Annotated in this window: 21 protein-coding genes and 1 tRNA gene; 6 read left to right on the forward strand and 16 right to left on the reverse strand. The window is 59.1% G+C overall.

Translation table 11 applies throughout. The features are described 5' to 3' along the window. Position 1: 1 nt before the first annotated feature. From gcvPA to K3136_RS10895, 3 genes are read left to right on the forward strand one after another with little or no spacing between them, the layout of a single operon-like run. Positions 2-1,369: an aminomethyl-transferring glycine dehydrogenase subunit GcvPA gene (gene gcvPA, locus K3136_RS10885; RefSeq protein WP_221430337.1), complete on the forward strand. Its 1,368-nt coding sequence runs from the start codon at positions 2-4 to the stop codon at positions 1,367-1,369. A gap of 56 nt (positions 1,370-1,425) precedes the next feature. Beyond that, positions 1,426-2,991: an aminomethyl-transferring glycine dehydrogenase subunit GcvPB gene (gene gcvPB, locus K3136_RS10890; RefSeq protein WP_425594369.1), complete on the forward strand. Its 1,566-nt coding sequence runs from the start codon at positions 1,426-1,428 to the stop codon at positions 2,989-2,991. A 17-nt stretch (positions 2,992-3,008) separates the two neighbouring features. Then, positions 3,009-3,740 (forward strand): Nmad3 family putative nucleotide modification protein, encoded by a 732-nt coding sequence (locus K3136_RS10895; RefSeq protein WP_221430339.1) that lies wholly within the window; start codon positions 3,009-3,011, stop codon positions 3,738-3,740. Positions 3,741-3,873: 133 nt separating this feature from the next. On the opposite strand, the gene mmsB is transcribed toward K3136_RS10895, so the two are convergent. The 9 genes from mmsB to K3136_RS10940 all read right to left on the reverse strand — a co-directional run bounded on the left by mmsB (position 3,874) and on the right by K3136_RS10940 (position 11,492). Beyond that, positions 3,874-4,740: a 3-hydroxyisobutyrate dehydrogenase gene (gene mmsB / locus K3136_RS10900; RefSeq protein ID WP_221430340.1), complete on the reverse strand. Its 867-nt coding sequence runs from the start codon at positions 4,738-4,740 to the stop codon at positions 3,874-3,876. A gap of 4 nt (positions 4,741-4,744) precedes the next feature. Then, positions 4,745-4,948 carry a hypothetical protein gene (locus K3136_RS10905; protein ID WP_221430341.1) on the reverse strand — a complete coding sequence of 68 codons (204 nt, stop codon included), beginning with the start codon at positions 4,946-4,948 and terminating at the stop codon, positions 4,745-4,747. 4 nt (positions 4,949-4,952) lie between these two features. Next, positions 4,953-5,735: an enoyl-CoA hydratase-related protein gene (locus K3136_RS10910; RefSeq protein ID WP_221430342.1), complete on the reverse strand. Its 783-nt coding sequence runs from the start codon at positions 5,733-5,735 to the stop codon at positions 4,953-4,955. Continuing rightward, positions 5,732-6,778 (reverse strand): enoyl-CoA hydratase/isomerase family protein, encoded by a 1,047-nt coding sequence (locus K3136_RS10915; RefSeq protein ID WP_221430343.1) that lies wholly within the window; start codon positions 6,776-6,778, stop codon positions 5,732-5,734. The genes K3136_RS10910 and K3136_RS10915 overlap by 4 nt, the downstream gene beginning before the upstream one ends. Before the next feature lie 11 nt (positions 6,779-6,789). Then, positions 6,790-7,944: an acyl-CoA dehydrogenase family protein gene (locus K3136_RS10920; RefSeq protein WP_221430344.1), complete on the reverse strand. Its 1,155-nt coding sequence runs from the start codon at positions 7,942-7,944 to the stop codon at positions 6,790-6,792. A 49-nt stretch (positions 7,945-7,993) separates the two neighbouring features. Further along, positions 7,994-8,383 carry a RidA family protein gene (locus tag K3136_RS10925; RefSeq protein ID WP_221430345.1) on the reverse strand — a complete coding sequence of 130 codons (390 nt, stop codon included), beginning with the start codon at positions 8,381-8,383 and terminating at the stop codon, positions 7,994-7,996. Next, on the reverse strand, positions 8,380-8,610 hold the full coding sequence (locus K3136_RS10930) for an I78 family peptidase inhibitor (RefSeq protein WP_247711335.1): 231 nt from the start codon (positions 8,608-8,610) through the stop codon (positions 8,380-8,382). Before K3136_RS10930 ends, K3136_RS10925 begins: the two co-directional genes overlap by 4 nt. Before the next feature lie 80 nt (positions 8,611-8,690). Further along, positions 8,691-10,187 (reverse strand): CoA-acylating methylmalonate-semialdehyde dehydrogenase, encoded by a 1,497-nt coding sequence (locus K3136_RS10935; protein ID WP_221430347.1) that lies wholly within the window; start codon positions 10,185-10,187, stop codon positions 8,691-8,693. 90 nt (positions 10,188-10,277) lie between these two features. After that, positions 10,278-11,492 (reverse strand): DUF819 family protein, encoded by a 1,215-nt coding sequence (locus tag K3136_RS10940; RefSeq protein WP_221430348.1) that lies wholly within the window; start codon positions 11,490-11,492, stop codon positions 10,278-10,280. A 129-nt stretch (positions 11,493-11,621) separates the two neighbouring features. Here K3136_RS10940 and K3136_RS10945 point away from each other — a divergent pair, with 129 nt between their 5' ends. The 3 genes from K3136_RS10945 (at position 11,622) to K3136_RS10955 (ending at position 14,813) form a co-directional block, all read left to right on the forward strand. Further along, the gene (locus tag K3136_RS10945) at positions 11,622-13,271 is read left to right on the forward strand and encodes an acyl-CoA dehydrogenase family protein (protein WP_221430349.1); all 1,650 of its coding nucleotides are present in this window, start codon (positions 11,622-11,624) and stop codon (positions 13,269-13,271) included. Positions 13,272-13,307: 36 nt separating this feature from the next. Continuing rightward, positions 13,308-13,381 (forward strand) — tRNA-Gly (locus tag K3136_RS10950). A 202-nt stretch (positions 13,382-13,583) separates the two neighbouring features. Continuing rightward, complete coding sequence (locus K3136_RS10955; RefSeq protein WP_221430350.1) at positions 13,584-14,813, forward strand: tyrosine-type recombinase/integrase; 1,230 nt, start codon at positions 13,584-13,586, stop codon at positions 14,811-14,813. Between the two features lie 663 nt (positions 14,814-15,476). On the opposite strand, the gene K3136_RS10960 is transcribed toward K3136_RS10955, so the two are convergent. From K3136_RS10960 to K3136_RS10990, 7 genes are all read right to left on the reverse strand, one after another. Further along, positions 15,477-15,698: a hypothetical protein gene (locus K3136_RS10960; protein WP_221430351.1), complete on the reverse strand. Its 222-nt coding sequence runs from the start codon at positions 15,696-15,698 to the stop codon at positions 15,477-15,479. A 286-nt stretch (positions 15,699-15,984) separates the two neighbouring features. Beyond that, on the reverse strand, positions 15,985-18,057 hold the full coding sequence (locus K3136_RS10965) for an ATP-binding protein (RefSeq protein ID WP_221430352.1): 2,073 nt from the start codon (positions 18,055-18,057) through the stop codon (positions 15,985-15,987). After that, a complete protein-coding gene (locus K3136_RS10970) occupies positions 18,057-19,475 on the reverse strand; it encodes an SIR2 family protein (RefSeq protein WP_221430353.1) in 1,419 nt (472 codons plus the stop codon). Before K3136_RS10970 ends, K3136_RS10965 begins: the two co-directional genes overlap by 1 nt. Beyond that, a complete protein-coding gene (locus K3136_RS10975; protein ID WP_221430354.1) occupies positions 19,472-20,680 on the reverse strand; it encodes a GIY-YIG nuclease family protein in 1,209 nt (402 codons plus the stop codon). The genes K3136_RS10970 and K3136_RS10975 overlap by 4 nt, the downstream gene beginning before the upstream one ends. After that, positions 20,673-22,724 carry a DEAD/DEAH box helicase gene (locus K3136_RS10980; protein ID WP_221430355.1) on the reverse strand — a complete coding sequence of 684 codons (2,052 nt, stop codon included), beginning with the start codon at positions 22,722-22,724 and terminating at the stop codon, positions 20,673-20,675. The genes K3136_RS10975 and K3136_RS10980 overlap by 8 nt, the downstream gene beginning before the upstream one ends. 22 nt (positions 22,725-22,746) lie before the next feature. Beyond that, a complete protein-coding gene (locus tag K3136_RS10985) occupies positions 22,747-23,130 on the reverse strand; it encodes a hypothetical protein (protein ID WP_221430356.1) in 384 nt (127 codons plus the stop codon). Next, entirely contained in the window at positions 23,120-25,876 is a 2,757-nt protein-coding gene (locus K3136_RS10990; RefSeq protein WP_221430357.1) for a class I SAM-dependent DNA methyltransferase, read from the reverse strand. Before K3136_RS10990 ends, K3136_RS10985 begins: the two co-directional genes overlap by 11 nt. Between the last annotated feature and the right edge of the window lie 127 nt (positions 25,877-26,003).

A 26,003-nucleotide genomic window follows, 5' to 3' on the forward strand; every position in this document is an offset into this window, starting at 1 on the left:
GATGCGCTACCTACCCCTGACCGATGCCGACCGTTCGGCGATGCTTGAGAAGATCGGCGCGCCTGACGTCGATGCGCTGTTTGTCGATGTGCCCGAAGAGGCGCGGCTCGACGGTCCGATCCATGGCCTGCCGATGCATGCCAGCGAGATGGCGGTCGAAAAGCATATGCGCACGCTGTCGAAGAAGAACCTCGCGGCCTCCGATGCGGCCTTCTTCCTCGGCGCAGGCGCTTACAAGCACCACGTGCCCGCAAGCGTCGATCATATCATCCAGCGCGGCGAGTTCCTGACCGCCTACACGCCTTACCAGCCGGAAATCGCGCAGGGCACGCTGCAGATGCTCTTCGAGTTCCAGAGCCAGGTCGCGCATCTCTATGGCTGCGCTGTGGCCAATGCCTCGATGTACGACGGTTCGACCGCCTGCTGGGAAGCGGTGGCGATGGCGAGCCGCATCGCGCGCGGCAGGAAGCGCAAGGTCGTGCTCTCGGGCGCGCTGCACCCGCATTACGCCGAGGTCGTGAAGACCATGGCGAAGTTCACCGACGACGAGATTGCGCATGCCAAGCCCGCCATGCAGGCCTCGCCTGATACGGACGGACTCATCGCGCGCATCGATGGCGACACAAGCTGCGTCGTGGTGCAATATCCCGACATCCTCGGCCGCGTCACCGACCTGCAGCCGATTGCTGATGCTGCGCATGAAAAGGGCGCGCTGCTGATCGTCGTCAACACCGAACCGGTGGCGCTGGGCGCGATCAAGTCGCCCGGCGAAATGGGCGCGGACATCGTCGTGGGCGAGGGCCAGTCGATCGGCGTCGGCCTCCAGTTCGGTGGGCCCTATCTCGGCCTCTTCGCCGTGCGCGATCCCAGGCATGTTCGCATGATGCCCGGGCGCCTGTGCGGCGAAACGCAGGATGCGGAGGGCAAGCGCGGCTTCGTCCTGACGCTCTCGACCCGCGAGCAGCATATCCGCCGCGAAAAGGCGACGTCGAACATCTGCACCAATTCGGGCCTCTGCGCGCTGGCGTTCAGCGTCCACATGACGCTGCTGGGCGAGAAGGGCCTGCGTGCCTTGGCGATGGAAAACCACCGCCTCGCCAGCCTCGCCGCCGACAAGCTGGCCGAAGTGCCGGGCGTCTCTGTCCTCAACGACAGCTTCTTCAACGAATTCACCATCCGCCTCGGCCAGGATGCCCGCGCGGTGGTGCGTAAGCTTGCCAAGGACAACATTCTGGCAGGCGTCTCGCTCGGGCGCCTGTTCCCCGAGCACGAAGAGCTGTCCGACGGCCTGATCGTCGCGGTCACCGAAACCACCACCGAGGAGGACATCGAGACACTTGCCTCCGCTTTGAAGGAGGTGCTGGCATGAGCAGTCCCAACGCATCCGGCTGGAAGCCCGGCAGCCCCGTTCAGGATCACAATGCGATGAGCGGCCCCGACACCGTCACCGGCAACCGCGCGCTGATGCTCGAAGAGCCGCTGATCTTCGAGATCGGCACCACCGAGACCACCGGCGTCGACCTGCCCGAACCGACGGGCGGCGCCAACCGCCTTGGCGGGCTCGAGCGTGCCGAAAAGATCGGCCTGCCCGGTCTTTCCGAGCCGGAAACCGTGCGCCACTACACGCGCCTCAGCCGCCAGAACTACGCGATCGACCTCGGCCTCTTCCCGCTCGGAAGCTGCACGATGAAGCACAACCCGCGGCTCAACGAGAAGGTCGCGCGGATGCCCGGCTTTGCCGATGTCCATCCGCTGCAGCCGGTGGACACCGTGCGCGGTGCGCTCGAAGTCATCAACGAGCTGGCGCACTGGCTGATTGACCTCACCGGTATGCACGGCGTCGCCATGAGCCCCAAGGCGGGCGCGCATGGCGAATTGTGCGGTATCCTCTGCATTCGTGCCGCGCTGGAAGCGCGCGGCGATGCGCGTGAAGTTATCCTCGTGCCCGAAAGCGCGCATGGCACCAATCCCGCCACTGCTGCCTTTGCGGGTTACAAGATCGAGGACATCCCTGCCAATTCGGACGGGCGCGTCGATCTCGATGCGCTGAAAAACCGTCTCGGCCCAGATGTTGCGGGCGTGATGATCACCAACCCCTCGACGCTCGGCCTGTTCGAGCGCGACCTCAAGGAAATCTCCGACGCGGTCCACGAGGCAGGCGGCTTCGTCTATTGCGACGGCGCGAACTTCAACGCCATCGTCGGCAAGGTGCGCCCGGGCGACCTCGGCGTCGATGCGATGCACATCAATCTGCACAAGACCTTCTCCACCCCGCATGGCGGTGGCGGTCCGGGCTCGGGCCCCGTGGTCCTGTCCGAAGCGCTCAGCCCCTTCGGCCCGCTGCCCTACACGGCGCGTACCAAGGATGGCGTCGTCCACCTGATCGAGGAAGAGGATGCCGACGCATTCTCCGAAGAACACTTCGGCGGCGTGATGCAGAGCTTCGGCCGGATGACCGCCTTTCACGGGCAGATGGGCATGTTCACCCGCGCGCTGAGCTACATCCTCAGCCACGGCGCGGACGGGCTGCGCCAGGTCGCCGAGGACGCGGTTCTCAACGCCAATTATATCCTCCGCAGCCTCGACGATGTGCTCGATGCGCCCTTCGGCCACAGCGGCCCCTGCATGCACGAGGCGCTGTTCAGCGATAAGGGATTTGCGGAAGATATCTCGACGCTCGATCTCGCCAAAGCGCTGATCGACGAGGGCTACCACCCGATGACCATGTACTTCCCGCTGGTGGTGCATGGCGCGATGCTGGTCGAGCCCACCGAGACCGAGAGCAAGGCGGCGCTGGACCAGTTCATCATGGCCCTGCGCAGCGTTGCCGAGCGTGCCAAGGCTGGCGACGAGACGCTCAAGACCGCGCCGCATTACGCGCCGCGCCGCCGCCTCGACGAGACGCTCGCCGCGCGCAAGCCGATCCTCGCCTGGGAAGAGCCCAATCCTCCTGCTGGCGAGCCGACGATGAGCGAGCAGGGCGGGCGGTAAGCCTGTCCGAAGCGGCCATGAGGATAATCTTCAGCCGCAAGGGCTTCGACAGCGCGGCGGGCGGAGGTCCGTCGCCGATCGTGGACGGCAGGCCACTGAGCCTGCCGATCCCGGCAGGTACTGCCTCGCGTACGACCTATGGCGAGCTTGGGCTGGGCGAGCATGCATCGCTCTCCAGCCGCGGCAAGCTCGGCGCGGGCGACCTCTGCCATCATGACCCGATGTTCCTCGCGGACGGCACCTGCCTGTTCGGTCAGGTAGGGGCCGCGCAGACCCATCTCGCCAACCAGGGCGTGGGGGAGGGCGATGTATTCCTCTTCTTCGGGCTCTTCCGCGAGGAAGACAGCGGCGAACCCCATCACCGCATCTTCGGCTGGATGGAGGTGGAGCGCATGGTCCACCTTGCCGAATGCGCCGAGCAGGAGCGCACGGCATTGGCTGCTCACGCTCATCCGCATGCGCTCGAAATGCACGGCTCCAACGATTGCATTTATGTCGGTCCGGGCGGCACCGCGCCGCGGGCAAGTGCCGCCTTGCGCCTCACGGTGTCCGGCGGCCCGCCCTCGCTATGGGAGCGGCCCGACTGGCTGAAGAAGGGCGGGCTATCCTATCACGACCGCGCGGATCGCTGGCTGCGCGGCGGCAGGCTCAGGAGCGTCGCTAGGGGCCAGGAATTCGTCGCCGACATCGGACGAAGGCAGGGTCCGAAGCGCTGGCTGGACCGAATTCTGGCCGAGTTGCGCGATTAATCCTGCGAATATCCGGTTTCAGCCGCGGGACTCGCAGGGTTTTTGTCGTTAGGCTCAGGCTCGGTATCGCATTGCTGTTCCGAGCCTTTCGGCCAGTCGCCCTACTGAGCGGCAGTGCGATACCAACCCGATCCTAGAGCGTCTTGATCACCGCCGAGAAGTCGAGCCCGCCGTTCTCTTCGGCGAAAGCCTCGTAGATTTCGGTGGCATGCTTGCCGAGCGCGGTCTTGGCATCGACGCTGCCGGCTGCCTCCATCGCGAGGCGCAGGTCCTTCAGCATCAGTGCAGTCGCAAAGCCGCCCTTGTAGCCATTGTCCGCCGGGCTCTCGACGCCGACGCCAGGCATCGGCGTATAGGCATTGAGCGGCCAGCAATAGCCCGAGCTTTGCGAACTGATCTCGTAGAACTTCTGCGGGTCTAGGCCGAGCTTCTCGGCCATTTTCATCGCCTCGGTCGTGCCGATCATGGTGATGGCCAGCAGCATGTTGTTGCAGATCTTGGCGGTCTGGCCCGCGCCCGCGTCACCTGCATGGATCACCGCCTTGCCCATGGCGTTCAGCACCTCTTCGGCGCGCTTGAAGGCCTTGTCGGTTCCGCCGACCATGAAGGTGAGCGTGCCGCCATTGGCCGCCGCGATCCCGCCGGAGACCGGCGCATCGACCATGTCGTAACCGGCGGCCTCGGCTTTGGCGATCACCTCTTTCGCGGTGGCGACGTCGATGGTCGAGCAGTCGAGCAGCACCGCGCCCGCAGGAGCCTTGCCGATCACGCTGCCTTCGTAGACGGACTTCACGATCCCGCCATTGGGCAGCATGGTCACCACGCCGTCGACGCCCTGCACGGCTTCGCTGGCGTCTGTGAAAGTTTCGCATCCGTTGTCCCCGGCCGTCGCAAGCGCCTCTTCGGAAAGGTCGAAGGCGTTCACCTCGTGCCCCGCTTTCACGAGGTTCGCGGCCATCCCGCCGCCCATGTTGCCGAGGCCAATGAAAGCGATTTTCATTGTTCTATTCCTTGAAAGACTGAAGCCACTTACCAACGAACCACATTGGGACGATAACGGCAGCGAAAGAGGCGTAAATCCACCACGGTGCGGCGGGAACGCCGCTCGCGAGATTCCAGATGATGATAATGCCAACCACAATCCAGAACAGGACAACCATTACCCGAAGGTAGGTGCCCATACCGGCAAAGTAGCTGCGCATATTCACGCTTCTAGCGCCCCTTCCACTTGCCCTCGCGCTTTTCGACGAAGGCGGCCATGCCTTCCTTCTTGTCCTCGCTCGCGGTGAGGATCTGGAAGATGCGGCGTTCGATGATCAGGCCCTGATCCAGCGACGTCTCGAAAGCGGCGTTGACCATTTCCTTGTTCGCGATCGCAGCCATCGGCGGCATCGCGGCGATTTGCGCGGCGGTCTTCATGGCATCGTCGAGCAGCTCGTCATGCGGCACAACGCGGGCGACGAGATTGCTGCGCTCGGCTTCCTCGGCGCCCATCATGCGGCCCGTCAGGCACATCTCCATGGCCTTCGACTTGCCGATGGCCTTGGTCAGGCGCTGCGAACCGCCCATGCCGGGCGCAACGCCCAGCTTGATTTCGGGCTGGCCGAACTTGGCGTTTTCCGAAGCGATGATGAAATCTGCCATCATGGCGAGCTCGCACCCGCCGCCAAGCGCGAAGCCGTTCACCGCGGCGATCCACGGCTTGCGGGTCTTCTTCACGATCTCGCTGGTCCAGGGGCTGAAGAAATCGTCGAGATAGAAGTCTGCCGCTTCCTTCTCGCTCATTTCCTTGATGTCGGCGCCGGCGGCAAAGGCCTTGTCGCCCGAGCCGGTCAGGACTGCGCACAGCTGGCTGCTGTCGGCCTGATAGGCGGCAAAGGCCTCGATCAGTTCCTCGAGCACTTTGGAGTTGAGTGCGTTGAGCGCCTTGGGGCGGTTCAGGGTGATCAGCGTAACCGCGTCACGCTGTTCGACGGTGATGGTTTCGAAAGTCATAGGGGTTTCCATTCCTCATCGGCGGGAAGCGGGGCGAAGATGCTGTCGATCAGCTCCTCGCTCACGCCCTCGGGCGTTGCCGGATCCCATTTTGGGTCGTTCGTCTTGTCCACGATCACTGCGCGCACGCCTTCGGCAAAGTCGGGGCGGGTCAGGACGCGCGATGCGATGCGGTATTCCATGACCATGTTGTCGGCGAAGCTGTCGAGCTTCTCGCTCTCGCTCAGCTGGCGCAGCGCGACCTTGCAGGTCTGCGGGCTCTTGGTGCGCAAGGTGGCAAGTTCCTTCGCCGCCCAATCGCTGTCGTCGGCCTCGAGCCTGGCGAGAATGTCCTCGTAGCGGTCGGAGGCGAAGTGTTTCTTAATCAGCTCGGCATTACCCTCGATCCGCGCTGCGGGCGGAGTGACCGAGAGTTCGGACAGGATGCCCGCGATACGGTCGGGGTGTTCGGTGATGCGCGCCTTGGCTTCGGCGAGCTTCTCACTCGGCAGGTAATGCGTGGCGATGCCCGCCCAGACACATTCCGCACCGTCGAGCCGCGCGCCGGTGAGCGCGAGGAACTGGCCGAGGCGTCCGCCGAGGCGCGACAGGTGCCAGCCGCCGCCCACGTCGGGGAAAAGGCCGATGCCTGTTTCCGGCATAGCGAAACGCGTGTGCTCGGTCGCGACGCGGTACTTGCAGGGCAGGGCAATGCCCACGCCGCCGCCCATGGTGATGCCGTCCATGAAAGCCACGATCGGCTTGTCATAAGTCATCATCTGGTGGTTGAGCTGGTACTCGTCATGGAAGAAGGCGCGCCCGCTCTCACCGCCGTCGTTGAGCGCTGAGTTGCGCAGCAGGTTGATGTCGCCGCCCGCGCAAAAGCCGCGGCCTTCGGCATGGTCGAGGATTATCGCCTCGACCGCATCGTCACCCGCCCAGCCGGTGAGTGTCTTGCTCATCGCGTGACACATGTCGAGCGTAAGCGAGTGCAGCGCCTTGGGGCGATTGAGCGAGATATGGCCGGTGCGGCCATGGGTATGAATGTTCACTTCATCGGTCATCGCGCAGGTCCTTACTGGCGCAGCAGGTCACGGCCCACGATCATGCGCATGACCTGGTTGGTGCCTTCGAGGATCGAGTGGACGCGCAGGTCGCGCCAGAAACGCTCGATCGGATATTCCTTGAGGTAGCCGTAGCCGCCGAACAGCTGCAGCGCGTCGTTGACGATCTTGCTGCCATTGTCGGTCGCAAGGCGCTTGGCCATGGCCGAGAAGCGCGACTTGTCGGGCGCGTTGTCGGTGACCTTGGCCGCCGCGAGGTAGAGCAGGGCGCGCGCCGCCTCGAGATCGGTCGCCATGTCGGCGAGCATGAACTGCGTGTTCTGGAAGTCGGCGATCGGCGTGTCGAACTGCTTGCGGTCCTTGGTATAGGCCACCGCCTCGTCGAGGCAGCGCTGCGCGCCGCCAAGCGAACAGGCGCCGATGTTCAGACGACCGCCGTCGAGGCCCATCATCGCAAAGCGGAAGCCTTCGCCTTCATCGCCGACGCGGTTGGCGACGGGCACGCGCGCATCTTCGAAGATGACCTGTGCGGTGGGCGAGGCGTTCCAGCCCAGCTTCTTCTCCGGCTTGCCGAAGGATACGCCGGGCGTGTCCTTGTCGATCACGAGGCAGGTGATGCCCTTGGTCTTGTGCTCGGAAGTGCGGACCATGGTGACGTAGACATCGTTGACGCCGCCGCCCGAGATGAACTGCTTGGTGCCGTTCAGGACATAGTGATCGCCGTCGAGCTTCGCATTGGTTTTGAGGCCTGCTGCGTCGGACCCGCTGCCGGGTTCGGTGAGGCAATAGCTGGCGATCTTCTCCATGCTGACGAGGTCGGGCAGGTAACGGTCTTTCACGTCTTGGCTGCCGAACTGGTCGATCATCCAGCTCGCCATGTTGTGGATCGAGATGAAGGCGCTGGTGGTCGGGCAGCCATAGGCCATGGCCTCCATGATCAACGCCGCCTCAAGCCGGCCGAGGCCAATGCCGCCGCTTTCTTCGGAGACGTAGATCGCCCCAAAGCCGAGTTCGGCAGTGCTCTGGATCACTTCGCGCGGGAAGTGCGATTTCTCGTCCCATTCCGCAGCATGCGGCGTGATGTTGTCGGCGGTGAAGCGCTGCGCCATTTCCTGGATCGCGAGCTGCTCTTCGGTGAGCTGGAATTGTCCTGAATTCGTAGTCATGGGCTGCGCTCTAGACCGCTAAGGCAGGCAAGTGAAGAGGCGCGAGAACCTAGCGCTGAACGATTGCTTCGGCCTCGATTTCGACTTTCCATTCCTTGCGGCAAAGCCATGGTGCGCCGACCATTGTTGCGGCCGGTTTTGCGGCGCCAAAGAAGCGCGCGTGGACTTTGCCCACGGCTGCCTGCTCGTCGAAGTCGGTGAGGAACATGCGGGTGCGCACGACGTCGCCTGCGCTTCCGCCATGATCCTCTATCGCCGCGATTATCAGCTCGCAGCAGCGCGCGGCCTGTGCGCCGGCATCGCCTTGGGTGGAGGAGCCGTCGGGCTCAATCGGGCCGGTGCCCGCCACGATGATGCGATTGCCTTCGCGAATGGCGCGGCAGAAGCCGAATTGCTCCTCGAAGGGCGATCCGCTGGTGGTGCGCCGGCGCTCGCTCACCCGCAGGTGATCCGCGTAATGGTGCCGTCAGCATCGTAGATCACGTTCACCCGGTCCTCGCGATAGTCCATGGTGAAGACCGTATCCGGCCCTCCCCAGCGCAGGGTTCGGGCACCGCTGGCTTTGAGAATCGCTTCTGCGAGCTCGTCGCTGGCGGCCTGATGAAGAAGGGTTTGCGCAGGAGCAGCCTGACAGGCACCATCGCCATCGAGGTCGCTTGCGTCCACTCCGCCTGTGGGAAGAACTGGCGAAGGAGTGCAGGCCACTAGGGCGACAGCGAGTAGGGCGATGCTCCAACGCATGGCCGTCACCCCATCGTCGGAATGACGAAGGCGTTCGACCCGTCGCCGCCGCCGTCGGGCCAGCGCTGGGTGACCTTCTTGGCCTTGGTCCAGAACTTGAGGCCTTCCATGCCGTACTGGTCGATATCGCCGAAGCCAGAACGCTTCCAGCCGCCGAAGCTGTGGTAGCTGACGGGCACGGGGATCGGCACGTTGATGCCGACCATGCCGACGTTGACGCGGCTGGCGAATTCGCGCGCGGCGTGGCCGTTGCGGGTGAAGATCGCGACTCCGTTGCCATACTGGTGCTCGCTCGGCAGGCGCACGGCCTCCTCGAAATCCTTGGCGCGCACGATCTGGAGCACGGGGCCGAAGATTTCTTCCTTGTAGCTCTCCATGTCGGTGGTGACGCGGTCGAGCAGCGTCGGGCCGACAAAGAAGCCGTTTTCGTGGCCCTGCAGGCTGAAGCCGCGACCGTCGATGACGACTTCGGCGCCTTCCTTCTCGGCCGTATCGATCCAGCCTTCGACGCGCGCCTTGTGCTCGGGCGTGACTACGGGGCCGTAATGCGCATCGGGATCGTTAGAGACACCGACGCGCAGCGCGTTGATCGCAGGGATCAGCTTTTCGCGCAGCTTGTCTGCGGTGTCGTCGCCTACAGGGACGACGACGGGCAGAGCCATGCAGCGCTCACCAGCAGAGCCGAAGGCGGCACCGGCAAGATCGTTCACCACCTGGTCGAGGTCGGCGTCGGGCATGACGATGCCGTGGTTCTTCGCGCCGCCAAAGGCCTGCACGCGCTTCGCATTCGCCGAGCCGCGCGAGTAGATGTACTGCGCGATGTCGGACGAACCGACGAAGCTGATTGCGGGAATATCGGGATGGTCGAGGATGGCGTCGACCATTTCCTTGTCGCCGTGGACGACCTGCAACAGACCTTCAGGGGCGCCCGCTTCGAGGAACAGTTCGGCGAGGCGGACCGGAACGGAGGGATCGCGCTCCGAGGGCTTGAGGATGAAAGCGTTACCCGCCGCGATCGCCATGCCGAACATCCACATCGGAATCATGGCCGGGAAGTTGAACGGGGTAATGCCCGCACCGATGCCGAGCGGCTGGCGCATCGAATAGACGTCGATGCCCGGGCCTGCGCTCTGCGTGTACTCGCCCTTCAGCGCCTGCGGGATGCCGCAGGCAAACTCAATGACTTCGAGCCCGCGCTGCACATCGCCATGCGCGTCGTCGACAACCTTGCCGTGCTCGCTCGACAGCAGCTCGGCGAGCTCCTGCTTGTTCGCTTCGACCAGTTCCTTGAACGCGAACATCACGCGGGCGCGGCGCTGGGGGTTGGTGGCTGCCCATTCGGGCTGGACCTTCTTGGCCGCGTCGACCGCTTTCTGCAGCAGAGCCGCATCGCCAAGCGCGACTTCGGCCTGGACTTCGCCCGTCGAGGGGTTCCAGATCTTGTGGGTGCGAGTTGCGGAACCTGCGGCTCCACCGGCGATGAAATGGTCAACCTGACGCATGGGAGTATTCCTCTCTTTCCTTGCCAACGGCCTTGGCAAGCGAGAGGTCCGAAATCAACCGGTTTCAGATGAAACCTTTGTCTTCGGAGCCTAGCCGACGCCCGCCATCAACTGCGCACACAGGATCGCGCCATAGGTACCGAGCGCGTAGCCGAGCACCGCCAGCAAGACCCCGACCGGTGCCAGGGCAGGGTGGAAAGCGCCCGCCACGACCGGTGCCGAAGCTGCCCCGCCGACATTGGCCTTGCTGCCCACGGCCACGAAGAAAAACGGCGCCTTGATGATCTTCGCGACCACCAGCAGCAGGACGATGTGAAACAGCATCCAGATCGCGCCGATCGCCATGAAGGCGGGTGCGTCCATGATCTTGGTTACGTCCATCCGCGTGCCGATGATCGCCACCAGCAGGAAGATGAAGAGCACGCCGAACTTGCTCGCCCCGATGCCTTCGAGCTCGCGGGCACGGGTGAAGCTGGCAAGGAGGCCCGCGGTGGTGGAGACCACGACGACCCAGAAGAAGCTGCTCGCGAGCGTCGCATCCTCGCCCTGCAGCTCTGCAAAGAAGTTGCCCAGCCACCCGCCGAGCAGGTGCGACAGGCCCACGACCGCAAAAGTGACCCCGAACAGCAGGATGTAATCGTTCGCCTTGGCCACGCGCTCGATGCTGTCCGAATAGTCCTGCATCTTTTCCTGCAGCCTGGTGATCGAGGAACTGTCCGCGCCGAGCCATTTGTCGACCCGCTCATGCGCGCCTGCGCCATAAAGCAGGAAGATCATCCAGATCTCGGCCACGATGATGTCGACCGCGAGCAGGGCGGCAAAACCTTGGAGCGGATAGCCATAGACTTCGAGCATGGCGGTCTGGTTCGCGCCGCCACCGATCCAGCTGCCGGCCAGAGTTGCCAGCCCGCGCCATGCGGCGGTATCGCCCGATCCGATCACGGTGGGGTCGAATTGAGCGACGATCCAGAGCGCGAGCGGTCCGCCCAGGATGATCCCGACCGTCGCGGTCAGGAACATGATGATCGCCTTGCTGCCGAGGCCGAGGATGCCCTTGATGTCGATGCTGAGCGTCATCAGGAACAGCGCGGCGGGAAGGAAATAGTCCTTGGCGACCGGCCACAGCTGGCTTTCGCTGGTATCGATCAGCCCGGTCGTCACGAAGAGAGAGGGCACGAGATAGCAGACGAGGATGATCGGCACGAAGACATAGAACTTCTTCCACCCGGGCCTGTCGCGCGTCGCGAAAACGAAGGCCAGAAGTGCGGCCAGAATGCCGAGAATAATGCGATCGTCGCTGATCATGATGTGTGCGTCCCGCTACCAATCGGATGTTCGCAGGCCTGCCTAGCGGCTTGCGATAAGAAAAACCATGTTGACCCGCAATCGCGCCTTCCCCAGCACGAAAGCGGGTGCCGAGGAGACGGAGCAGGCATGGGCGATTGGATTGAACTTGCGCGCGACGCATGCGGCGAAGCGCAGGATTACCTGGATGCGGTTCGAGCGGCGAGTGCGCAGCTTGTTGCCCCCGACGGCAAGCCGCAAGCGGACCTTGTCGAACAGCACCAGCGCCGTCTTCACGGATTTGCCTGGATCGGCACCAGTGTCGCAGCGCTCGAGGCGGTTGCCGATTGGGCAGCGCGTTCGCAGCGGGCAGGACGGTTCGGCGAGGTCGAGGAACTCGTCCTCAAGATCGGTTTTGGCGAATACCTCCACCAGCTGACTTCGGCACTCGCGATGAGCCAGAACGAATATGTCCGTCCTGCGGAGCTCTCGGTGGGCGATGCGGCGCAAAAGCTTGCGCATTCCGCTGCTGCGAAGCCTTTTCTCGAGAATGGCAATACGGCGACGAACCGTGCGCGGCTTGCCGCAATGCTCGCCGAAGGAGCGCGTCCCGACGAGGCGTTCGATGACGAGACGCTCGACATGATCCGCGCGCAGTTCCGCGCGTTCACCGCCGATCGCATCGCACCCAAGGCGCACGAATGGCACCTCGCGGACGAGCTTATCCCGATCGAAGTGGTCGATGAAATGGCCGAGCTGGGCGTCTTCGGCGTCTGCATCGCCGAGGAATATGGCGGCCTCGGCCTTGGCAAGACCGCGATGTGCCTCGTTTCGGAAGAGCTCTCGCGCGGCTGGATCTGTGCAGGCTCGCTCGGCACGCGCTCGGAAATCGCGGGCGAGCTGATCGGCGAGAACGGTACGCCGGAGCAAAAGGCGAAGTACCTGCCCAAACTGGCCAATGGTTCGATCCTGCCGACTGCTGTTTTCACCGAGCCGGACACCGGTTCCGATCTCGCCTCCGTTCGCACCCGCGCGAGGAAACAGGACGATGGCAGCTGGACGATCGACGGCGCGAAGACGTGGATCACGCATGCCGCGCGAGCGGACCTGATGACCGTCCTCTGCCGCTCGGACCCGGACAGCCCGGGCTATTCCGGCCTGTCGATTTTCCTCGCCGAGAAGACCCGCGGCACCGATGCAATCCCGTTCCCGGATGACGGGATCGACGGAAGCGAGATCGAGGTGCTGGGCTATCGCGGCATGAAAGAATATGCGCTCGGCTTCGATGGCTTCACGGTTGCAGCCGATGGCCTGCTCGGCGGCGCCGAGGGGCAGGGCTTCAAGCAATTGATGCGCACCTTCGAAGGTGCGCGCATCCAGACCGCTGCCCGCGCAATCGGCGTGGCATGGAATGCCTTCGACCTCGGCCTGTCTTATGCGCTGGAGCGCAAGCAGTTCGGCAAGCCCCTGCTCGCATTCCCGCGTGTCGCCGACAAGCTGGCGCTCATGGCGACCGAGACGGTTCTGGCGCGCGAGCTCACCTATTCTGCGGCGCGTCACAAGGACAAGGGCGAGCGCTGCGACATCGAGGCGGGGATGGCGAAGCTGCTTGCCGCGCGCGTCGCGTGGAGCAATGCGGACAACGCCCTGCAGATCCACGGCGGCAACGGCTACGCACTCGAATACCAGATCAGCCGGGTGCTGTGCGATGCGCGCATCCTCAACATCTTCGAAGGTGCGGGGGAAATCCAGGCGCAGGTCATCGGGCGTGGAATGCTCGCAGGACAAGCGCGCCATTGACCGCCGGTCGGCGAGACGGCACATGGCGCACCGCTCGCGGGTGTAGCTCAATGGTAGAGCAGCAGCTTCCCAAGCTGACGACGAGGGTTCGATTCCCTTCACCCGCTCCAGCGCCACCTTCCCAAGACATCCCGAAAACGCTATAAAACCCTTGGAAATCCGAGGGGTTTCGCGGTTCGGTTGTCCTGCATTTGCCCGGTTGGTCTCGCTAAATCTCGCTGATTTGGGGGCCACATTGGGGGCCATGCAGGTTTCCGTCAATTCGAGTGGCCCCCAGATTGGGGGCCACGTACCGGGTAAAGGTCTGAAAATATGGCACTAACAGACGTTGCAGTTCGCAAGGCTAGACCTAAGGCGAAAGCTTACAAACTGGGCGATTCGTTAGGGCTCTTCCTTTTGGTTCAACCAAGTGGCGGCAGATTGTGGCGGATGAAGTACCGCGTTGACGGACGCGAGAAGAAACTGGGGCTCGGAACCTACCCGGAAATTGGGCTGGCTGAGGCCCGTAGAAGGCGCGATGCCGCGCGCGAGACGCTGGCGCAGGGAAAGGACCCCTCGCGCGAGAAACAGCGTGAGAAGGCGCGTAAGAAGCTTGGTGCCGCAAATACCTTTGCCTCAATTGCCGCTGAGTTCTGCGAGAAGCGCAAGCAGGATGGGTCAAGGGCCTGGGCACCCGCAACGGCTAAGCGCTGCGAATACCTCTTGTCTGTCCTTAACAGTTCGATTGGCAATCTGCCCATCGCCGATATTGAGCCTGCCGACATCCTGACAGCCGTTCGCCGGATCGAAAGCAAGGGCAAGCTGGAAAGCGCAAAGCGAACCTTGCAACTGGCAGGATCGGTGTTCCGCTATGCGGTCGCTACAGCGCGCCTCAAGTCCGATCCGACACGCGACTTGAGAGGTGCGCTGATGAACCCAACCGTGACGCACTATGGAGCGGTGCTCGATCCAGCAGGGGCCGGTGAACTACTCAGGGCTATCGATGGGTACGAAGGTCAACCTATCACCAAACTGGCAATGCAGCTTGCTCCGCATGTGTTCGTAAGGCCGGGTGAGCTCCGCCACGCCGAGTGGAGTGAAATCGACTTCGATGGCGCTTTGTGGACCATCCCGGCGAGCAAGACGAAGATGCGCAAGGATCACCTTGTCCCGCTCTCACGTCAAGCCATTGCGATCCTGGAAGAGGCCTACCGATTGACGGGGCCCGACGGCTATGTCTTCCCGTCAGTCCGAACCCGCAGGCGTCCCATGAGCGATAACACGATCAACGCTGGACTGCGCCGCCTCGGTTACACAACCGACGAAATGACCGCCCATGGCTTTCGCGCGATGGCCTCAACGTTGCTGAACGAGAGCGGCAAGTGGAACCCTGATGCAATCGAGCGCGCACTAGCGCACGGAGACAGCGATAAGGTCCGCGCAGCGTACCATCGCGGTGCCCACTGGAAAGAGCGTGTGAAGATGATGAATTGGTGGAGCGACTACCTTGACCAGCTCCGCCAAGGTGCCGAAGTGGTGCCAATCAAGGCAGCAAAACGCTGACGGATCGCGCCAGAAATCGCAACTTTTCTGCGACCCGCGAGAACTCGGCGAAATCTCTCATAATTACCGTTGCTTATCGCAACGTGAGTTGCTTGCGGCTCGGCGGAAACCCGCTCAACTCGTAGGCGAGTTGATTCCGCCCAAAACGATATTGCATCATAAAAACATGAACTTATCTCCCGAAATCGCGGGGTAGGGTGTGCTGTCAAGTTCCAAAGTGCGCGGGCGTTTCCGGCAACTTGGAGCAACCGTTCAATACACTGAATTTTCGACCTTATTTTTGGAGCGGGAGCAGGTTGGCTTTCATGGGACAGAGCGAGATTCTAAGCGGAATCGGCTCTGGGCTACCAACTGGCCTTAGTTTGGTGACAAATGGCCAGCTGAAGGGACGCTCTTCATGAGGCGACTTATGCGCGCCGTTTGCAGAGTATTGGCTCTCGACCACTGTTCGCATGTGTCGGGAAGAGGCTATCGACATGCTCGTCAGTCGAATTGATGTGCACAGCCTCGCGCCGCCTTTCTGGATAGAACAATTGCACAGACTGGCGCCGATCAATCAACAAGCGAGAATCAGCTCGGTCGCTGAGCGGAAGGTCAACCGCTTTCACTGCGAACACGAAAGAAGGGCAGGAACCGTCACCGGCCCCTCCCCTGATCCTATGGTCAGAATTCGTCTGACATTGCCCCTTGGACGGTATGAACTACGCGCGCTGCAAGGTGTGCCGGAAGTGCGTTGTAGTCGCCCTCGTCCAAGGCGAAGTATCCGAGTTCTCGGTCCGCAACGATGTGCTGATCGAAGAAGCTGTGTAGCGCCCGACGCTCTGCAACAGCCAATGCGGCAAAGTAGCGATCCGAGTTCGAATTGTGCTGAGCAATTGAAGCCATAATATCCTCCTGATGTCTGCCGTTGACGGCAGGAGCAGGACGGATGGGCGTGCGGCCGGCGGGTCAGGGATCGCCCTCGCGGGCGACCGCGCAGCGGCGGTAGGGGTAACGATTTTGTCGGACCGGAGCGCAGCGAAGAGGAGACAAAATGGTGGGACCCTGCCGTCCTTGACGCGCCGGTTGCGCGACCATCAAAATGGGACAACCGTGAGCAAGTCCCCTTCCAGAAGTTCACTTTGTCTCGGTCTAGGATGCATAGGTTCGTCCTAGAAGGGGATGTCATCATCTAGATCATTGGAGCTTCCGCAGCCTCACCGATTGCCGCAGGTACCTCCTCTTCGCCTTCTCCTTTTTTCGAATCCAATCCCCAGTCAGACATGACATCTTTGAGAGGAAAGATGTCGCCCTTCGCCCAATCAACAAATGGTGCTGCTGTCGCACTCCAGGGCTCTCTTGCAGGCATCCTCATTTGCACCCGCACCGGCACATGAAGGGCACTGCCGAAAACTATCGCTTCACCCGCAGCCAGAACTGTCACCTGGTCGAGCAGGCGCTGCGCTTGCTTGGGAATTATGCGGCGGAAATGATCAATGTCGTCGGGGTTTTGGAGGCGATGCGAGAAGAAGTTGGCGCACTGACTTATGATTGTCTGACTGATTTCACTCGGCCTTTGACTGGCGACGATCAGCGATAGACCAAACTTGCGGCCTTCCTTTGCGACCCGCTCAAACGCACGGCGAGAAAGGCTCTGACTACGTTCCTCTAAAGTGCGTGGCGGTCTGACGTAGTTGTGGGCCTCTTCGAGTATGAGCAGCCACGGGTAACGGCTCCGAATGTCTGGCTTTAGCAATTCTCGGGTCTCCAAAAAAATGCGACCGAGTAAGGCGCAAGCGAAGGGAAGGACTTCCGAGGCGAGCATCGACATATCAAGGACTGAAACGCGGGACGGTGATTTGCGACCGATGCCCAGCTTATCCATCCACGCTTGAAACGAGTTGATACCTTGCTCTTCAAAGCTGAAGAACGACTGCCATCTCCGGTCATCAAGACGCGTTCGCATGCGAAGCTTGAGCGTCAGAAGATACTGATCCAGCCTCTTACTACCTTCCTGGTCGGTAGACCGATCCACAAGGTTCGGATCGCGAAACTCCTGGACACCGACAAAGCGCGGGGCGTCCGCGGATCTCGCGAAATTCACTCCCTCATTCTGGCGCTGCGATGTTTTGGACAATAGTTCAGTTCGGATTTCTCCGAGGCGGTCTCTAACAGCTTTGTCGTTGGCAATTTTACGCCATTGGTCCGTGTTGCTTGGAGACCAAGTGATGAGGTTTCGAAAAGCGTCCCAGTCTACGTCTGTGGCATACTGCTCTGCATGGCTCACATAGATTTCGAAAGTTCCCGAGGCTGGCTGTCGAGGGTCGTCGAGCCACCCGACTGCATTGTCGATCTTTGAAATAGCTACTTGTAGCGGGTCATAAGTTCCGGCTCCTACCGAAGAGGCTTTGGCGATCGCCCACCAGTCTTTGAGAACAGGCTCTTGGGTTGCTTCCGAAGCTTGCAGCCAGTCACAGATTTCTTCGCCGTTCATGAGCCACGCAGGCAAGCAGAACTCCTCTCCATTGAGGTAGAGCCTGTTTGGCTCTCGCTGATATTCTGCTTGCTCGGGACTAAGAAACGCGTTCGCGTACTCTCCGTTGATGTCCAGAATAAAGATGTGAGGATCAAAGCCATCCTCGGATTGCATCTTTTCGTGCTCCAAGACGCCGCGAATGAGGCTGGCGACCGTGTAAGATTTGCCGGACCCCGTGTTGCCGACGACAGCGAGTGGCCTTGAAAAGAGGTCGTTGAACGAAGCGCTGATTTTTGTGTTTTCGTCGCCCGTTTGATGGCCGATCTCTAAAGGAAAATCGAAATCTCCTTCACCCCAGCCTCTCGGCCTATTTCGCAACGGAGGGCGACCAAAAATTCCCGTGAGAATATCTGGGTTGGCGACCTCAGCAGGGGTATCAAGTGTCGGCAGAATGGTGATGCCTGTATCGAATTTCCAATTGCCTTTCGCGGCCTGCTTTACAGTCCCTAGCAATTGAACTGACGCTATGCGTCTGGGCTTGGTTAGCTCCAAAGACAGCTCATCATCAGTGGTCGGATCATACGCTTCACGGGCCTCAAGATCGCTGAGAATACCGATTGCGAGAGCCCCTGCTCCGAGATCGAAGGTCAAGAAGGAATTGATGGCGACAGCTCTTTGCACGCCGTCGGGGGTCGCGCGCGATGAGGACTTGGCTTCGGTCGAAAGCTCTACCTTCAGGCGGAAGCCATTGACGGACACCACATGGCCTATGACGCGCGGCTGCTCCATTATATTTCACCTGCCGCCTGGTCTGACCCTTTCTCTTCGGTCTTACGGATTTGTTCTTCGAATTGGCGCAGGCGCTTAAAGTCTTCCAGCCACTTGACGTCTGGCATGACGTTTTGCGCGAAATCGGCAAACGTAGCGATTTCGAAGGAGCAATAAGTCTCAGGATCAAGCCGCTCCGTGAGCACGAATGCACGTTGGCCTAAGCTCTGGTATGCGGCAATCCGTTCGACGATCTTGCTATCAGGATTCGGCTCAACAACGAGCATCACGAGAGATGGGTTCATCAAGGCCGTTTCGATGATGCGGGTGACGTGATCATCGCCGAAACCATATCCAAGCACGAGCAAAAATGTTTGCGGCTGATTCAGCCTCGCTTGGAAAAGCCGAAAAAGATGCGAGAACGGCATGCCCAGAGTTTGAGTGAATTTCTGGGACGTGGGCAGAATGCCAAAGGAACCAATCTGCTTGAACTCATCGGACTGGAGCTGGACGGCCTTTTCGGCAACATCACTACCGCGATATGCTCGAGCAAAAGACAAATCCCTGTGGCGCGCCCGATAGGTTCCATCATGATCTACGAACCAATGCAGGGAGCCGTGGAGCTTATAATACTGGAGAAATTTGTCGAAGCGACGGACCCTGCCTTCCGCAACGTCACCAGGATAATAAATATCCAGCCCATACACGGCAGGGTCAAAGCGAGCGGTCGTTTTGCCAGAGAAGCCGTCGAAATATTGAATGCCAAGTTCTTCAAGCGCTTGCTCAAACAACGTATCGTAATTGAGTGTGAATAGGTGAGTGCGGCCGAGGTTCGTGTCTCGAGCTATGAGCTTCGCAAGAAACGGAATGTGTCCGGACGAGCTACCTTTGCATTCGGCCGTGAGCTCCGCAGGGTCAATTTCAAGTGCGCACTCCGCATATATTGCCTTTTCGATGTAGCGACAGAGCGTTCGTTCATCATCTTCGCTCAGCACAAGGGAGACGTCTTCTTGGGCTTCCCCCTCTACGCTCATGCTTGCGCCTCTTTTCCAGGTCACAGACGCGACCGGTGAATCGTTCGATTGTGTGAGACCTGAGGCATTAAAGAGGTAGCTGAGCCAATCTTCAAAGCCGCCAGCGCCGAAACCGTTCGCCTTTTTCCATGCGATGATCGCTTTGGCGTCATCTGAGAGGGGGCATTCTTCGACAGCATCGAGCACTAGACACTCAAGGTTGTTGGCAGCAGGCCCCGCCATCAATCGCCCACCTGCGCCGACCGAGCAGCCAGCGGCTGTCAGGACTACTACATTCTCCATACGGAGCCAGTCAGCCAACAAAGCCTGAATTCGGCGCAGTCCATCTTCCGAGTTCTTACCTGCGAGCAGGTCGGCGCTCTCTCCTGCCGAGTCCGGTGATAAGAGTTTGTACCTGCAGGTCACGATCTGAACTCTCTTTCGATCAAACTCGCTGAGTTGGGATCGTATTTTAGAGAGCTAATTGTGCCATCCTTTATACGCTCTACCGCCTCGTCGATGACGAACCGCGGAACTAGGAACCACTCCTTAGGTACGACCGGTTTACCGAACCGGTCCATGATTTCGATGTCGAGTTTCGCAGGGCCGAAAACGCGATGTATGATGTTTTCGAGCTTGGTTCGATTGATGTTGAACAGCTCGTAGGTGGCGACGATTTCCACCTCCGCCATGAGGAAGGTCGGGTCAATCTTGGCATTCGCGATCCGCCGCTCGACCTTCCCGCTCGTTACCCCGATTTTGTGAAGCACCTCGCGATGAGCGGCAACGGTCGGATGATTGGACTTACTGCGCAGCACATAGATCGTGCCGCTTGCCTGGTCATCTTCGTCTTCATTGTCGGTGAAGAGAGGGCCGGCGGCGGGTTCGCTTATCCGCCTTCCTGCCTCGTCTTTATAGAGCGCCCTTTGAAGTGAGCGAAGCAACAGATTGCTTTCGGTGCCGTTGGAATAGATTACGCGAAGGCGAGCGTCTGTTTCACCGTTAGGCGCTTTGATGGTCTCTCCAACCTCGGCGACGTAAACGGTCTGTCCACCTAGAATGAAGAACTCACCCTGTTTGATGTCGGCCTTCAGGAAGCCCGCGTCTTTGACGAAAGGGCGGGTTTGGCGAGTGCCGTCTTTGATTTCCCTTTGAACCTTTTCGAAGAGGGGCTCGAATTTCTCAAAGTCCTCGCATTTGTCACGATTGGCAATCTCTTCGGCCGCGCGCTTTTCGGCGCTGGAACGGACATGACGCAGCTCAGTGATGTCAGCCGTTTCAGCTTCCGCGCCTAGCTCAGCGAGAAGTGCATCATCGTCGAGTTCGTCAACCTCGACTGGCTGCTCAATGGTGGTGGCGAGCAAGCCTTGATGGTCCATCGGCTCGACAAGATTACGGCACTCGTCTTGGTCTCGGATGCGCTCTAATCTGACGGCATACAGGCGTTCGAAAATATCATTGTCTTCGCCGTGGCGTGGGCGCTTGCCATGCTCTTCGACGAAGCGCTGAATTTCCTCAAAGCCCGCAATGGTGCGCTCTTCGCGCGGTGTGCGACTGACAACCTTTTTGGCTTCTACCTCAACGCCTAGCTCTTCGAGTAGAGCGTCATCTTCCTGAGTGAAATTAGCCATTGGCTGCCTCGGCTTTCATGCGCGCAAGGAAGGCCACACCTTCTGCCATTCTCTTTTCCCAAGCATCTGCTGAGGTGATGGAGGGCAAGCGACCGCGTTCCTGCTTGAATTTCAGTGCGCGTTTGGCAAGGTCGCGAGCCTCTTCAGGTGTCAAATTGACGCGCTTGCCAGAGATGATTGAGGCAACCTGCTTCAGGCTCTCCTCGCTCATGGTCTTAGCGAGAATGGCGTATGCTTCTCCGAAAGGATTGATGCGGTCGATAAGGTCGATGTCGAGTTCTCGCACGTCCATCGCGTATTTGCGGACGCCATCAATCAGAGCCGTGTTGCCTTTCTCCTCGTTATCACCCCCGACGGCGATCTCCTTGGCCTTCTGAGTAAGATTGAGCGCTGCGATGGCGTGTTGGCGAACGGCTTCCTGGTCCTCGTCATCGAGTTCGGGAAACTTGTCCTTTATAATCTTGCCCATGCGAACCTGAGTGAGCTCCTCGGGCACAAGCTCCTCATCGAAGAGACCGCGTTCAATTGAGGATTTGTCCTGGACGAAAGCGGTGATGACCTCGTTGAGGTCTTCTCGGCAAATGCGCTCGGCCTCTTCCGACTTTGGCTCGGCAAGTCCCTTTATCTCGATTTGGAATGTTCCGCGCTCCTCGTTGAAACCGACGTTGCAGGCATCAGGATCATAGCCGCCCTCCCCATAGTCGAACCCGTCGGTGGCGACGTTGGTGGGTTTCTTCGGCTTAAACTCGAAGCGTGGGGCGAGAACCTGCTCCATCAAAAGGCTGGCAGCGATGGCTTTCAGGGTATCATTGACGGCTTCCGTCACTGCCTCTTCCGAAGCGTCGGGCTCAGCGATCAAATTTGTGAAGCGGGCGCGGGTCTTTCCTTCAGCATCGCGCGTTGCTCGCCCAATGATTTGAACAATTTCGGTCAAGCTAGCGCGATATCCAACCGTCAAAGCATGCTCGCACCAAATCCAGTCGAAGCCTTCCTTCGCCATGCCGAGAGCGATGATGATATCGACGTTATCGCGATTGTTTTTCTGCGCGGGGTCTTTGAGCGCCGCGAGCACTTTGGACCGCTGGCCTTGATCGCTGTCATCGACAAGGTCAGCAATCTTCAGAACCTTGCCGTCTGAGGTATGGACGAGTTGGAAGCCTGTCTTAGGGTCGGTCCCCTTCCACTCGCCAAGCTCGTCGATGATGTGTTCAACTTCGCGGTGCTTATCCTTCGTGCTCTCGCGAGAATTGACGCTCGGGATATGAATGATGGTTTTCTCGTCGGGGTCGAGAACCTTCAAAATGTCGTCGGCATAGGAGCCTGAGTAGAAGAAATAACCGATGTCGAGTGTCTTCAGCCATTTGTAGCCGTTGAGCTGCTCATAATAGGTATAGGTAACACTATCGAACTTGGCTTCGTCCTGCGGAGCGAGGACCGCCTCGGCATCGCCACGGAAGTAAGAGCCTGTCATCGCAACAACGTGAACCTTGTCGCGCTCGATTAGCTCGGCGAGCTGTGCGCCAAGCTTGTTATCGGGGTTGGCTGAGACGTGGTGAAACTCGTCCACCGCAATCAAGCGATTGTCGAATGCTTCGACGCCGAACTTCTCGACGGCGTTGCGGAATGTCGCATGCGGGCAGACCAGGACGCGCGCATCGCTCTTCAAGAACGCTCCGACTGAATCAGCTTTGCTGCCTTCCGTGCCAGGCGCGTTGCAGAGATTCCATTGGGGCTCGACCTCCCAATCTGCCCAGAAGCCGAACTTACTGAGTGGTTCGTCGGCAAAGCTCGATCCGATGGATTTTTCAGGGACGGTGATAATGGCCTGTGCCAAGTCCTGATTGCGCAACTTGTCGAGCGCAATGAACATGAGCGCGCGGCTCTTACCCGACGCAGGCGGAGATTTGATGAGAAGATATTGCTCACCGCGCTTTTCGTATGCCCGCTCCTGCATCGCCCTCATGCCCAGCTCGTTCGACTTGGTCGAAGCACCAGTCTGGGCGTAGGAAACAGATACGGAAGGAACATGGGACGGCGAATTCATCAATTACCTCTCTCTCAAAATGTTATGTTGGAAATGCGCTGGACAAATGGTCGGCGGCTTGAATGCGTTTTAACGAAGTGTATCTGGGGCCTTGAAGCGCGCATATGTCTGCGATTGTGTAGGGAACGTGCCGAAGCTCTTTGGGCGCACCAGACAAATGAACATCGTAGCGCCCGTTTTTCTCTCCAGACTTGAAGCTCTTTATGCGCCCATAGTGGGTGATCGCTGAAACGGGGCCTGTTTGATAGACAGCTATGTATTTCAACGAGTCCAGCCTGCGCTTATCTATTTTGAGATTTGGCCAGCGCCGTTCCTCAAGAAACACATCATGAAAACCCTTGGGGTGAGCAGGGACCACAATCGTATCACTTTCAGTAAACCTATCTCTCGGCGCTTCAGTTTTCATTTAAAGATTTCTTTCTTTTGTTTTTTCTCGCATATTGCTCAATCAATTTCTCAAGTCTCTCGCTATTGTTTTGGAAACGCCTTCCAATATATATTCTTTCTAAAGTTTCGTCGTTCTTTTCGTGCGCCTCGCGCAGTTCGACTGGCATATTTTCAGGATCATAAATCTCGGCGATTGACGCTGGGAAATGGGCCTCCCGTGCGAGCAAAATTTCCTCAGCTCGGCGACTCAGGTCATCACGGTTTTTTTGGGTCAATTGGGGGATCGGAAATGTATTCCAGCCCAGAGAATTAGAGTAACGGATATCGCTCTTCAGCCGACCACATACGGTAGCCACCCATACGTGATGCATCTTGCTGGAGAGAATTGAGAATTCGAAAAGCTCCCCTTCTATAACTTGCATGTGAGGAGCGATTACCAAATCGTCCGGGCCCAAAATCCCTGCCGTTACGTATTCCCGACGCTCTGATAGAACTTGGGGCACAAATAGCTTCCGCTTTTGGACGTGCCTCCTCTCTGCAAAGAGCATTGGCACTTTGCTTAGCTTTCGGGTGGCCTCTCTGTTGCTGGCTGCACGGTAGGCGCGCACCCCCTCGAACACTCCTCTGAAAGTGTCTTTCTGACTCGCCGACAAGGAAGCGGCATCCGAAACATAGACACTTCTGCGGACAATTCCTCGAATGAACTCCGCTCCACCAACTGCTCTCTTTATCAGGTCCTGGTTGGCGGGATCGTCAGCAACGAGTTGGCGATATTGTTCGGAAGAGATGCCGAACAGGCCGTTGTCGTTGGACATGCTTCCATAGCTCATCGCGTTCAGGCCAAACATCGGCGTTGAGCTTTTTCGCACTACCACGTTTGGCATTGGAACGAGATACGGCCCCACATTGCCAACCTTACGCCTCACTCCATCTTCAAAGACAAACTTTTCGGCTCCCTCGGATGTAAGAGTGAATCCGACAATCGAACAAATGACACCTGCATTCTTTGCGGCATTATTCGACCATGGAAAGCTAGGATGAGCCCACGATATGTCGACGCCATATTTCTGTAGAATATGAAGAATAATCTCGGCTTGTTCGCCTTGAAAGAGGCTATTGGTGCTTACGAACGCGAACGATCCTGAGGCATACTGCTTCACGACCTTAGCCGCTTTCAAAAACCAACAGCCTATGTAATCGACATTCCCGAATTTAATCTTTTCACCCGAAAAGACTTTAGAGATTTCTTCTTTGTGGGTCTTAGTTTGGTATTTCGTCCCAATATAAGGGGGATTCCCGCAAAGATACGTCTCTCCACCTTCATTCTCAAAATCAATTTGAGCTTGATCCAATGGAGAATGAAAGAGATCATCGGCGTGATGTTTTACCACAGTGCTTGTGGGTGGGCAGATGCTCAGCCAATCAAGATGCAAGGCATTGCCACTTGTGATCCAATTTTCGGCATCCAACGGAAGAAACTCGGCTAAGGCTTCTTTTTGCCCCCGATACAGAACATCACATTGATATTCGGCTATTATCAGGGCGAGGCGGGCCACCTCGGCTGGAAAATCTCTTAGCTCAATCCCGCGAAAGTTTGTGAGAGGTATATCGGAGCGCCTATCTTCCTCGTCGCGGCGCTGATTAATTTCCGCCTCAATCGCACGCATCTCTTTGTAAGCAATGACAAGAAAATTGCCTGAGCCGCAGGCAGGGTCAAACACCCTGATTTTTGACATTCGCTTTCTGAGATTCAGCAACTTGATAGGGCTGTCTCCAGCCTCTTCTAGCTTCTCACGCAGGTCGTCGAGAAAGAGGGGATTGAGCACCTTCAGGATATTGGGGACGCTCGTGTAGTGCATACCCAGCGCGCCGCGCTCTTCGTCGTCGGCGACGGCCTGTATCATGCTGCCAAAGATGTCGGGGTTGATCTTCTTCCAATCGAGATTGCCGATGTTAATGAGGTAAGACCGAGCAATCCTGCTGAATGTCGGAACTTCCGTGCTGCCCGAAAACAGCTCGCCGTTCACATACGGAAACTGGTTTGCGTAACGTGGCGTCTCGTTGGCGTCTCGCTCAGTGAGCTTGCAATCCATCGCGCGAAAAATCTCGCTAATCACCTCATGTGTGTTGGACGAGTCCCGCTCACTCATTTGCTCGATGGTGCGCGTGAAGAGGTCTTCGCCGTGGAAGATGTCTGTGTCTTCGGCAAAGAAGCAAAAGATGAGACGCGCCATGAAATGGTTCATGTCGGGGCGGCGCTCATCCGTGTCCCAATCGGGATTGTCTTTTAAGAGCTCGACATAGAGACGATTGAGCCGCCCTGTGGCCTTGATGTCGAACGAGCTCTCACGGATTTGCTTGACCGTCGTGATGCCAGCGAGCGGGAGCAGGAAACCAAAGTGGTCAGGGAAGTCCGCATATTCGCATGCGATAGGCGCTTCGTCGCTTCCAACCTCTTCGGCCTGGAGCGTCTCGCCGTCGGTTGCTAGAATGAACTTGGCGCGGGCGCTCGCAGTTTGGGGGCTATGCCGTAACGCCTGAAGTGTTGCGTCCACTTCGCCAGGTGTACATGTCGCGATGTGAATGTTGTTTCGCTGTAGCACCCCGCCTTCAAGGTCGGAGCTATTGGATGCGCCAGAGCGAAGGCGTTTGATTGTGGTGGCTTTATTTCCGAATGCGGCAAGGAATTGGAAGGGGAATTCAGCCTTGTCAAAAGGCTGTTCCGCTAGCTCTGATATGGCTTCTTCAATCTCAACCGCATTCATATACTGTTTCTAGTCTTTCTATTTCAGCAATAGATGCGCTCAGCATCCCCTTGGTGACTAAAGCATATTGCGTGATTCGACTCAGCAGCCAGATTCCTTGCATTGGAGGTTATCCACACGGTCGCTG

This window comes from Qipengyuania gelatinilytica (genome assembly GCF_019711315.1).
Taxonomy (GTDB): Bacteria; Pseudomonadota; Alphaproteobacteria; order Sphingomonadales; family Sphingomonadaceae; genus Qipengyuania; species Qipengyuania gelatinilytica.